We start from the raw sequence: 11,260 nt of genomic DNA, 5'->3' as shown, positions 1-11,260 counted from the left end.
GATTCGCCCGATCCGGCTCAGCCCACCGGTTCGCTCGACATCTCCCACGGGGCCTGCGGCAGTACGTCGCCGGTCTCGAGGAGGGATTTGAGGTTGGCCAGCACGGCGGGCCACCCGCTCGAAATGCCTTGCAGCATCTCCTGATTCGGCAGATTCTCGTGGGTGACGGTGAGCCGGACGATATCGCGGTGCGGTTCGACGAGGAAGGTGACCAGCGACGGCGACCGGTCGGCATCCGGCATGTCCTCGAAGGTCACCACGAGGCGGTGCGGCGGATCCGATTCGATCACCTCGCCCACGACGTCGACGGCGCCCGAGCCGTCGACGCGGCGGTGCTCCCAGCTCGAACCCGGTTGCCAGTCGGACACATTCGCGTGTCCCCAGTAGCGGGCGGTGAGATCGGCGTCGGTCAGCGCCTTCCAGACCTGTTCGGCACTGGCGTGAATGTAGGTGACGTAGACGTAGGTGGGCACGGTCGTGCTCATGGCGTACTCCTCAGCCTGGTTTCTGATGGCCCGGATCGCATCCAGTCGCGGCCTGTCGAAGACGGAGATCCATCGTTGTTCGATGTCGTGGATAGGTGCCGGATTGATGTAGTGCACCCGTTCCCGCCCGCGTCGCAGCACGGTGACCAGTCCCGCTCGCACCAGGATGTCGAGATGCTGCGTCAGTGACTGGCGCGCCATCTCCACCCGCTCGCACAGTTCGCGCAGAGTCTGCCCGTTCTGCTCGCGAAGCCGATCCAGCACCAGCCGCCGCGTCGGGTCGGCCAACGCCTTGAAGGCCACGTCCAAATCCGGTTCGGGTTGCACGGGAAAATTATGCAGGCATTTACCTGCATAAGTCAACGGGTCTGGTGAGCAGGCCAAGATACGGCCGCGGTGGTCATTGCCGATGTCAGCGCGCGGCGGCGATGGCCAGGCCGATCAGCGCGACCACCTTCAGAAGCTCGAGCCCGATGTACCAGTAGTGCGCCGTCGAGCGCGGTCCGTCCTCACGGCCAGGACCTGGTTCGAACGCCGGGTCAGCGGCGGCCGGACCGCCACCACCTGTATCGCCAGCACGACCGCCGCGCCGATCAGCCATCCCCAGGTCGCCCCGTCCGGGCCTACCACGGCCGCCGAAATCAGCAACAGCGCCGCCAAGACGGCCTCGGTGATGTTCAGCGCCTTGAACACCAGCCGGCCGATACCCAGCCCGAGGGCGAGCGTCACTCCCGGCGCGCGAAACTTCAGCGGCGCTTCCAGGAAGGAGATGGCCAGCACCATGCCGAGCCACAGCATCGGCAGGAACCACAGCAGATGTTGTGCAACCGAGGTCATATTCCGGACGTTACAACGGGGCATCGGGCCATGGCAGTGCCCTGCTCACATTCCCGGCATGAGATCGATTACGCGTCCGGGCGAGGTATTTTCCGTGGTGGCGGGTCAGCGGTGGCCGCGATACCACCGGATCAGCGCATCGGTCGACGAATCCGATTGCGGTGCCGGATCTTCGGCGGAGGTGAGCAGCGGCTCGAGCGCGAGCGCCTGCTGTTTGCCCAGCTCCACGCCCCACTGATCGAAACTGTCGATCCCCCAGATGGTGCCCTCGACGAAGACCTGATGCTCGTAGAGCGCGATCAGCTGTCCGACCACCGACGGGGTGAGCTGCGGCGCCAGGATCGCGGTGGAAGGCCGGTTACCGGGCATCACGCGATGCGGCACGAGGGCCGGATCGAAATCGGGAGTGCCACCGTCCTCGGCCTCGATCTCCGCCGCGGTGCGGCCGAAGGCCAGCACCTTCGTCTGCGCGAACAGATTGCTCATCAGAATGTCGTGCATGCTGCCGGATCCGTCGCGCGTCGCGAGATCGTCGGTGGGACGGGCGAATCCGATGAAATCGGCCGGCACCAGCCGGGTGCCCTGATGCAGCAGCTGATAGAACGCGTGCTGGCCGTTCGTTCCGGGCTCACCCCAGAAGATCTCGCCGGTCGAGGTCGTCACCGGACTGCCGTCCAGGCGTACCGATTTGCCGTTCGACTCCATGGTCAGCTGCTGCAGATAGGCCGGGAAGCGCGCCAGATCGTTGGAGTACGGCAGCACCGCGCGTGACTGGGCGCCGAAGAAATTCGAGTACCAGACCCCGAGCAGTCCGAGCAGGATCGGCGCATTGCGCTCCGGCGGCGCGGAGACGAAATGTTCGTCGACACTGTGCATTCCGGCCAGGAATTCGGCGAAACGTTCCTTGCCGATCACCGCCATCATCGACAGCCCGATCGCGGAATCCACCGAATAGCGGCCGCCGACCCAATCCCAGAACTCGAACATGTTCGCGGTGTCGATCCCGAAATCGGCCACCCGCTGCGCATGGGTGGACACCGCCACGAAATGTTTGGCGACCGCGTCCTCGCCGAGCGCCGCCACCAGCCAGCGTCGGGCCGCGGTGGCATTGGTGAGCGTCTCCAGCGTCGAAAACGTCTTGGAGGCAACGACGAACAGGGTGTGCGCCGGATCGAGACCGTCGAGCTTCGCGGTCAGATCCGCCGGGTCGATATTGGAGACGAATCGCGCCGAAATACCGGCATCCGCGTAGTGGCGCAAGGCTTGATACAGCATGGCGGGTCCCAGATCCGAGCCGCCGATGCCGATGTTCACCACCGTGGTGATGCGTTCACCGCTCGCGCCGCGCCACTGCCCCGAGCGCACCGCATCGGTGAAATCGCCCATCCGGCGCAGCACTTCGTGCACCTGCGCACCCGCGTCGGCGCCGTCGATCGTCATCGAGGCGCCGGGCGGCAGACGCAGTGCGACATGGCCCACCGCGCGGTCCTCGGAGGTGTTGATGTGCTCGCCCGCGAACATCGCGTCCCGGCGCCGCGTCACACCCGCCGTCTCCGCCAGATCGAGCAGCAGATCCAGGGTTTCGCGGGTGATGCGGTGCTTGCTGTAGTCGATGTGCAGATCGCCGACTTCGACGGTCAGCTCGCGTCCCCGCTCCGGATCCTCGGCGAAGAACTCGCGAAGATGCCGGTCGGCCACGGCCGAATAGTGATCGTGCAGTTTCCGCCAGGCCGCCGTCGCGGTGATGTCGCTGCTCACCCCCGCGAGATTACAGACCGGTTCCGCTACGCGCAGGTAGTCCCGGCCCACCGGCAGTTGCCCGCGCTCGCGTCCACCGCGGCCTACCCTGAGCACATGGTGTCGCAAACCGAGTTACTCGAATCCGTTCCCACTCAACTCTGGATCGGCGGGCCGGTGAATGCCACCGGTGGCGCCATCTTCGCGGTCGAGAATCCGGCGACCGGAGAGCCCCTCGCGCACGTCGCCGACGCCACGCCCGAGGACGCCGTGCGCGCCCTCGACGCGGCCGTGGCCGCACAGGACAGCTGGGCCGCCACCCCGGCCCGCGAACGCGGCGAGATCCTGCGCGCGGTCTACGAGCGGATCGTGGAGCGCACCGAGGATTTCGCCCTGCTGATGACCCTGGAAATGGGTAAGGCGCTGCCGGAGAGCCGCAACGAGGTGCGCTACGGCGCCGAATTCTTCCGCTGGTTCAGCGAGGAAGCGGTCCGGGTGCACGGGCGCTACCAGACCGCGCCCACCGGGACCGGCCGCATCGTCGTCCACAAACAGCCGGTCGGGCCGTGCCTGGCCATCACACCCTGGAATTTCCCGCTCGCGATGGGCACCCGTAAGATCGGCCCGGCCCTGGCCGCGGGCTGCACGATGATCGTCAAGCCGGCCTCGGCCACGCCGCTGACCATGCTGCTGCTGGCGAAACTGTGCAGTGAGGCCGGGCTGCCGGACGGGGTGCTGTCGGTCATCACCTCCAGCCGTTCCGGTGCGGTGACCGAGCCGTTGATCAACGATCCGCGGCTGCGCAAACTCACCTTCACCGGTTCGACCGGGGTCGGCAAGAAACTGGTGGAGAAGTCCGCGAACGGCCTGCTGCGCACCTCGATGGAATTGGGCGGCAATGCCCCGTTCGTGGTTTTCGACGACGCCGACATCGATGCCGCGGTGCAGGGCGCGATGCTGGCGAAGCTGCGCAACGGCGGCGAGGCGTGTACCGCCGCCAACCGGTTCCATGTGCACAACTCGGTGCGCGCGGAGTTCACCGACAAACTGGTCGCCGCCATGCAGGAGGTGAAACTCGGCCCCGGTGACGACCCGTCGACCACCCTCGGCCCGCTGATCAACCAGGACCAGCTCGACACCGTCAGCGAACTGGTCGACGACGCCGTGGAACGCGGCGCCGAGGTGCGCATCGGCGGGAAAGCGCCGGGCGGGACCGGGTACTACTACCCGGCGACCGTGCTGTGCGAGGTGCCCGAGCAGGCCCGGATTCTCAGCGAAGAGGTGTTCGGACCGGTCGCGCCGATCATCGGATTCGATACCGAGGAGCAGGGCCTCGCCGCCGCCAACGACACCGAATTCGGTTTGGTCGCTTACGTTTACACCCGCGACCTGGATCGTGCGCTGCGTATCGCGGAGGGCCTGGAGAGCGGCATGGTCGGCATCAACCGCGGCGTCATCTCCGATCCGGCGGCGCCGTTCGGCGGGGTCAAGGCCTCCGGATTCGGCCGCGAGGGCGGCTTCGAGGGGATCGAGGAGTATCTGTCGACGAAGTACATCGCCCTGCCCTGACCCGGCCGGCCCCGGATGCGAAACGACCGCCCCGGGGGATCAGCACCCGGGGCGGCCTGGGGTCGCGGAGTTCGTCGAGACGATCGCCGCGTGGTCTCGGTGAGTCTGCCGATGCGGCATTCAGTGGCCGAGCCGGCCGCGGCCGAGGCGGAGCAGCAGCATGGCCAGCGTGTGACCTTCCTGACCCAGTTCGCTGAACCGCTCCAGCACCTTCATCTCGCGGGAGTGCACCAGGCGCGGGCCACCGTTGGCCATACGGGTGCGGCCGATGATGCGCGAGACCTCGGTGCGCCGCTTGATGGCCGCGAGAATCTCGGCGTCGAGACGATCGATCTCCTTGCGGAGCTTCTCGATCTCCGCCTCACTACTCGGCAACGTCGCATCGGAACCGGTCGCCGGCTGATCAATCGGCTCAGTAGAGGTGCTCATACTTTCTTCTCCTCGTGTCAGAACTTCGATCGGCGTGCGGCCCTGCCCCGTTACCGATGTGATTCCTCCACCGTGAAACAGACCTGTTCGGCCTTGAATTGTCCCCCGTCGAGTATGCGCTCACGTGCGAAATCGGCGACTACGAATACCTTCGTACGCCTGAACAGCAGAGGTCGTGAGCGCGCTGGTCATGTGGCCAGTCTGCCACGTGGGGCAAGTGAGGCAAAGTTCTCGTCGGTGAGAATGCGCTGAGATCGCGCCGGACTACAGCATGTCGGTGGCCGCCGGTAGCGTGGATGGACGATGGAGACGACGGTGGCGGGAACAGCGGCGGGGACGGCAACGGTGGGTACGGCGGCAACGCGAGGTGCGGACAGGTCCGCGCAGGCCGATCAACAGGCGCAGCGCCTGCTCGAGGGCCTGAATCCGCAGCAGCGGGCGGCGGTTGTGCACGCGGGTTCGCCCCTGCTGATCGTGGCCGGCGCCGGCTCCGGGAAGACCGCCGTGCTCACCCGGCGCATCGCCTATCTGCTGGCCGAACGCGGCGTCACGCCCGGGCAGATCCTGGCCATCACGTTCACCAACAAGGCCGCGGCGGAGATGCGCGAGCGCGTGACGGACCTGGTCGGTCCGCGCGCCGCCGCCATGTGGGTGTCGACCTTCCACTCCTCCTGTGTGCGCATCCTGCGGATGCAGGCGAATCTGCTGCCCGGCGCGTTGAACTCCAACTTCTCCATCTACGACGCCGACGATTCGCGCCGCCTGCTGGCGATGATCATTCGCGACCAGAATCTGGATCCGAAGAAGTATTCGCCGCGACTGCTCGCGACCGCCATCTCCAATCTCAAGAACGAGCTGATCGATCCCGAAACGGCCACGGCGGACTCGGAATCCGACGAGACGGAACTGCCCGGCATCGTCGCCCGGGTCTACACCGAATATCAGCGCCGGCTGCGCGCGGCCAACGCCTTCGACTTCGACGATCTGATCGGCGAGACGGTCGCGCTCCTGCAGAGCCACCCGCAGGTCGCCGAGTACTACCGCCGTCGCTTCCGGCATGTGCTGGTCGACGAGTACCAGGACACCAATCACGCCCAGTACGTGCTGGTGCGCGAACTGGTCGGCCATCATGTGCGACCGGCGGCCGACGAACTCGCCGACGCCGACGCGGGTGCCGCGGCGGCCGATCCGGAATTCAGCCCGGCACGCCGCGCCGATGCGGTGCCACCCAGCGAGCTGTGTGTGGTCGGTGACGCCGACCAGTCCATCTACGCGTTCCGCGGGGCGACCATCCGCAATATCGAGGAGTTCGAGCGCGATTTCCCGGACGCGGAAACGATTCTGCTGGAACAGAATTACCGCTCCACTCAGCACATCCTCTCGGCTGCCAACGCGCTCATCTCCCGCAACGAGAATCGGCGCGACAAGAAGTTGTGGACCGATTCCGGTGAGGGCGATCTGATCGTCGGCTACGTCGCCGACAACGAACACGACGAGGCGTCGTTCGTCGCGCGCGAGATCGACCGGCTGGTCGAACAGGGCGACTACAACTACGGCGATGTCGCGGTGTTCTATCGCACCAACAACAACTCGCGGGCGCTGGAAGAGATCTTCATCCGCATGGGACTGCCCTACAAGGTGGTCGGCGGCGTTCGGTTCTACGAGCGCAAGGAGGTCCGCGATGTGGTCGCCTACCTGCGCGTGCTGGAGAATCCCGACGACGCGGTGAGCCTGCGCCGCATTCTCAACACTCCGCGCCGGGGGATCGGTGACCGCGCCGAGGCGTGTGTGGCGGTGCACGCCGAACAGCGCGACATCGGCTTCGCGGCCGCGCTGCGCGACGCCGCCGACGGCAAGGTGGCACTGCTGAACACCCGCGCCCAGCGCGCGATCGCCGGCTTCCTCGATCTGCTCGACGAGATCCGCGCCGCCGGCGTCACCGACGACACCGAATTCCCCGATGTGGGCAATGTGGTCGAGGCGGTCCTGGACAAGACCGGCTACCGCGCCGAATTGGAGGCCTCCGACGATCCGCAGGACGGCGCCCGGCTGGACAACCTGAACGAATTAGTCAGCGTGGCAAGGGAATTCAGTTCCGAGGCGCGCAACAATGTGGAGGCCGCCCGCGAGGAGGGCCTGCTGCCCGAGGCGGCCGACGGCGAGCCGGACCCCGGTTCCCTGGCGGCGTTCCTGGAACGGGTCTCGCTGGTGGCCGATACCGATCAGATCCCGGACGAGGGTTCCGGCGTGGTCACCCTGATGACCCTGCACACCGCGAAGGGCCTGGAATTTCCGGTGGTGTTCGTGACCGGCTGGGAGGACGGCCAGTTCCCGCACATGCGCGCGCTGGGCGATCCGGCCGAACTGGCCGAGGAACGCCGCCTGGCCTACGTCGGCATCACCCGTGCCCGGAAGCGGCTGTACCTGAGCCGCGCGGTGGTGCGCTCCGGCTGGGGACAGGCGGTGTCGAATCCGGAGTCGCGCTTCCTGCAGGAGATTCCGGGGCATCTGATGGATTGGCAGCGGCTGGAACCGACTCCGCCGTCCGGCGGACGAGGTTTCCGCCGCCGCGGTGAGGACGACGGCCTGGAACGCGATTGGACCCGCGGTGACGGCTGGTCCCAGCAGCGCCCCGGCCTGCGCGACCGCAGCCCCGCGCGGCCCGCCGCCAAGCACAACAACTCCGGCCTGGTCCTCGCCGTGGGCGACCGCGTCAGCGACGACAAGTACGGCCTCGGCCGCGTGGTCGCGGCCGAAGGCTTCGGCGCCCTCGCCACGGTCACCATCGATTTCGGCACCGCCGGCAAGATCCGCCTGATCCCGCAGTACAGCCGGACCCTGGTCAAGCTCTGAGCGGCCGTCCCGGCGGGCTCGCGCTCAGCGGCGTGCCGGGACCACGGCCTTGACCATGACGAGTTCCACGCGGTCGTCCGAGTCGAGATCGGTGCGCTGGAACCCTTCGGCGCCGTCGCCGGGCCCAGTCTCGAATTCGAATCCGTTGCGGCGGTACAGCGCGATGGCATGCCGGTTGTCGGTGAAGACGTCGAGTCGCAGAGCGGTGTAGCGGCTCTCGGCAGCTCACCGCTCGAGGGTGTCAGTCGCGTTCGGGGCCGAGGGAGATGCCGCGGGAGGCGAGCCAGGGGAGGGGGTCGATCTTGTCCTGGCCGTTGAGCCACACCTCGAAGTGGCAGTGCGGGCCGGTGGAGAAGCCGCGGTTGCCGACGGTGGCGATCTGGTCGCCGGCCAGCACGTGTTGGCCTTCCGAGACGGTGGCGGTGTCGACGTGGCCGTAGACGGTGATGGTGCCGTCGGCGTGCCGCAGGCGGACCCACATGCCGAAACCGGAGGCCGGGCCGGCGCTGATCACTTCTCCGTCCTCGACCGCGTAGATCGGGGTACCGATCGGGGCGGCGATGTCGACACCCAGGTGCTGCACACCCCAGCGGCTACCGAAGCCGGAGGTGAAGGTGCCGTTGGCGAATTTGGAGAACAGGGGGCGCAGTTTCGCCGATTCCTGGGCCGCGAGTCCGGCGGCGAATTCCTGACCGTGCTGCAGGATGTCCTGGAACTGACTGAGATCCGCGACGGGCGCGACATTGAGAACCTGCGGCGACTGCGGATTACCCGCCTGGGTACTGACCGCCTGGGCCGCGATTTCGTGGACCTGACCGGCGGCGTCGTAGTCGGCGGTCGCGGTGTGGTGCTGACTGCCGGACTCCATTCCGGCCTGTCCGGCGGCGACCACCGCGCCGGCGGCGACCGCCACCACGGCGGCGCGGCCCTTGAGCGCGGCGGGCGGGGTCGGTACGCGGTGCGCACCGCTGAAGCGCCGGGGGCCTTCCGCGTCGGTGCCGGCCTCGTCGGCCTCGGCGCTGTCACGCTTCCAGGAGCTGCGCAGCCGGGCCAGGTTGAACGGTTCGTTGCCGGTGGGTTCGTCGTATTCGCCGGCGGCGTCGTAGTGGGCGGCGTCGTAGTCGGCGGGACCCTCGGGGTAGTGCACACCGCGGCCGTCGTCGAAACCGGGGTCGGCGGCGGCCCATTCGTCGGTCCGCGGCCACTGCGGATCGGCGGTCCAGTCACCGTCGGGCTGCGCCTGGGCTCCCCAGGGCCGGCACTGCCCGGAATCCTCCGAACCGGTTGCCCCCCAGGCATTCCCGGCGGTCGTGGTGAGGCCGACGACGGTCGCGCCCGCCGCACCGGCGCCGGCGGACATCCAGCTGTCGGCACGTCCCGGCATACTGTGCGCGGGCGGGGCTGCGGGCTCCTCGGAACGGGAACCGGTGTAACCGCCGAAAGATTGGTTACCACCGAAGTACGGATGTTGGTCGAGGGATTCTCCGTCGCCGCGGTAACGGCGAGCGGACTGTGGCCGATGCCCAGGTTGTAGGCGACCGTGGCTCATCGGCGGACTCCGAGACCGGGTAACGCGGGGGATCCGGAAGACGCGGGACGCGGTGCGCCGGTAGGACGGCTCGCTACCTGCGGAGCACTGTGCTGCAACAAGCCTGCCGTCCTCCTGATCGGTGCGGTGTACGCGGCCTCATCCGGGTGGGTCTGTCGATGTGTTCTACCAGCTGGGCCTCGTGACCGAGTGACGAGTATTCCCGTCGCGCCTGTGATCTGGCTGTGACATCGACCGCATCGACGGTAACGAAACGATTGCAGGTGGGCAAGCGCTCCGCTCGATAAGGGGGTACTTGTGACATTGATCACGTCTGGCACGCGGAATATCTCACGTTCCACTGGGCACGCGAGTGAGAACAGACAACTACACTATGTAGTAGTCAATCTGGCAATTCGGGCCATCGTCCGCCCTACCTGGCGGCGTGTCAGCAAGCTACTCGCCAGTAGCCTTGGCCAGCGGTTTTGCCCGGCCGGATGCCCGCTCGTGACCTGCGCCACTTAGGCTGTATGCGGCTGATTTCGGCGACATCGAACTGATTAGAGTCCGACTCGACCCGCTTCCGACGACGGGCCGCCAACAAAGTCGTTGTCACAACAACGCAGACGAGACGGTGAGTACATGGATCTCTTCGAATATCAGGCGAAGGAACTCTTCGTGAAGCACGGAGTGCCTTCGTCGGAGGGCCGCGTCACGGACTCGGCCGAGGACGCCCGTGCCATCGCGACCGAAATCGGCAAGCCTGTGATGATCAAGTCGCAGGTCAAGGTCGGTGGCCGCGGTAAGGCCGGTGGCGTGAAGTACGCCGCCACCCCGGACGACGCCTTCACCCACGCGAACAACATCCTGGGCCTGGACATCAAGGGCCACATCACCAAGAAGATCCTGGTCGCCGAGGCCAAGGACATCGCGGAGGAGTACTACATCTCCTTCCTGCTCGATCGCGCCAACCGCACCTACCTGGCCATGTGCTCGGTCGAGGGCGGTATGGAGATCGAAGAGGTCGCCGCCACCAAGCCCGACCGCCTGGCCAAGGTGCCGGTCGACGCCGTCAAGGGTGTGGACCTGGCCTTCGCGCGCTCGATCGCCGAGCAGGGCCACCTGCCCGCCGACGTTCTGGACGCCGCCGCGGTGACCATTCAGAAGTTGTGGGAGGTCTTCGTCGCCGAAGACGCGACCCTGGTCGAGGTGAACCCGCTGGTCCGCACGCCGGAGAACGAGATCCTGGCGCTGGACGGCAAGGTCACCCTGGACGAGAACGCCGACTTCCGCCACCCCGACCACGCCGAGTTCGCCGATCGTGACGCCACCGATCCGCTGGAGCTCAAGGCCAAGGAGAACGACCTCAACTACGTCAAGCTCGACGGTGAGGTCGGCATCATCGGCAACGGCGCCGGTCTGGTCATGTCGACCCTGGACGTCGTCGCTTACGCCGGTGAGAAGCACAACGGCGTGAAGCCGGCCAACTTCCTCGACATCGGTGGTGGCGCCTCGGCCGAGGTGATGGCCAACGGTCTCGATGTCATCCTCAACGACGCGCAGGTCAAGAGCGTGTTCGTGAACGTGTTCGGCGGCATCACCGCGTGTGACGCGGTGGCCAACGGCATCGTCAAGGCCCTGGAGATCCTGGGGTCGGAGGCGAACAAGCCGCTGGTCGTCCGCCTCGACGGCAACAAGGTCGAGGAGGGTCGCCAGATCCTCGTCGATGCCAACCACCCGCTGGTCACCCTCGCCCAGACCATGGACGAAGGCGCCGACAAGGCCGCCGAACTGGCTGCGGCCAAGTAAGGACAAGAAGAAC

General features: G+C 67.0%; 7 protein-coding genes and 1 pseudogene. 3 read left to right on the top strand and 5 right to left on the bottom strand.

Translation table 11 applies throughout. From position 1 onward, the window contains the following. Positions 1–17: 17 nt before the first annotated feature. From NMI01S_RS10000 to pgi, 3 genes and pseudogenes are all read right to left on the bottom strand, one after another. On the bottom strand, positions 18–788 hold the full coding sequence (locus tag NMI01S_RS10000) for an ArsR/SmtB family transcription factor (protein WP_218020973.1): 771 nt from the start codon (positions 786–788) through the stop codon (positions 18–20). A 109-nt stretch (positions 789–897) separates the two neighbouring features. Beyond that, a pseudogene (locus NMI01S_RS09995) lies at positions 898–1,322 on the bottom strand (hypothetical protein). A gap of 105 nt (positions 1,323–1,427) precedes the next feature. Next, positions 1,428–3,080 (bottom strand): glucose-6-phosphate isomerase, encoded by a 1,653-nt coding sequence (gene pgi / locus NMI01S_RS09990; protein ID WP_062996066.1) that lies wholly within the window; start codon positions 3,078–3,080, stop codon positions 1,428–1,430. Between the two features lie 96 nt (positions 3,081–3,176). Here pgi and NMI01S_RS09985 point away from each other — a divergent pair, with 96 nt between their 5' ends. Continuing rightward, positions 3,177–4,628 (top strand): NAD-dependent succinate-semialdehyde dehydrogenase, encoded by a 1,452-nt coding sequence (locus tag NMI01S_RS09985; RefSeq protein ID WP_062995861.1) that lies wholly within the window; start codon positions 3,177–3,179, stop codon positions 4,626–4,628. Between the two features lie 120 nt (positions 4,629–4,748). Here the strand turns inward: NMI01S_RS09985 and NMI01S_RS09980 are convergent, their stop codons facing one another. Further along, positions 4,749–5,057 (bottom strand): chorismate mutase, encoded by a 309-nt coding sequence (locus NMI01S_RS09980; RefSeq protein ID WP_036505489.1) that lies wholly within the window; start codon positions 5,055–5,057, stop codon positions 4,749–4,751. A gap of 303 nt (positions 5,058–5,360) precedes the next feature. Between NMI01S_RS09980 and pcrA the strand changes: the two genes are divergently transcribed. Then, the gene (gene pcrA, locus NMI01S_RS09975; RefSeq protein ID WP_084512838.1) at positions 5,361–7,910 is read left to right on the top strand and encodes a DNA helicase PcrA; all 2,550 of its coding nucleotides are present in this window, start codon (positions 5,361–5,363) and stop codon (positions 7,908–7,910) included. A 241-nt stretch (positions 7,911–8,151) separates the two neighbouring features. On the opposite strand, the gene NMI01S_RS09970 is transcribed toward pcrA, so the two are convergent. Further along, positions 8,152–9,270 carry a M23 family metallopeptidase gene (locus NMI01S_RS09970; protein WP_084512846.1) on the bottom strand — a complete coding sequence of 373 codons (1,119 nt, stop codon included), beginning with the start codon at positions 9,268–9,270 and terminating at the stop codon, positions 8,152–8,154. An 810-nt stretch (positions 9,271–10,080) separates the two neighbouring features. Between NMI01S_RS09970 and sucC the strand changes: the two genes are divergently transcribed. Then, the gene (sucC, locus tag NMI01S_RS09965; RefSeq protein ID WP_062995858.1) at positions 10,081–11,247 is read left to right on the top strand and encodes an ADP-forming succinate--CoA ligase subunit beta; all 1,167 of its coding nucleotides are present in this window, start codon (positions 10,081–10,083) and stop codon (positions 11,245–11,247) included. Positions 11,248–11,260: the final 13 nt, after the last annotated feature.

The sequence above is a fragment of the Nocardia mikamii NBRC 108933 genome, assembly GCF_001613505.1.
In the GTDB taxonomy this organism is placed as follows: domain Bacteria; phylum Actinomycetota; class Actinomycetes; order Mycobacteriales; family Mycobacteriaceae; genus Nocardia; species Nocardia mikamii.
The sequence above is the reverse complement of the archived record's forward strand: the minus strand, read 5'-3'. Positions and strand labels throughout refer to the sequence as shown.

Coding starts and splice junctions, on each gene's coding strand:
- NMI01S_RS09985 (WP_062995861.1), top strand. CDS start 3,177: ATGGTGTCGCAAACCGAGTTACTCGAATCCGTTCCCACTCAACTCTGG.
- NMI01S_RS09980 (WP_036505489.1), bottom strand. CDS start 5,057: ATGAGCACCTCTACTGAGCCGATTGATCAGCCGGCGACCGGTTCCGAT.
- pcrA (WP_084512838.1), top strand. CDS start 5,361: ATGGAGACGACGGTGGCGGGAACAGCGGCGGGGACGGCAACGGTGGGT.
- NMI01S_RS09970 (WP_084512846.1), bottom strand. CDS start 9,270: ATGTCCGCCGGCGCCGGTGCGGCGGGCGCGACCGTCGTCGGCCTCACC.
- sucC (WP_062995858.1), top strand. CDS start 10,081: ATGGATCTCTTCGAATATCAGGCGAAGGAACTCTTCGTGAAGCACGGA.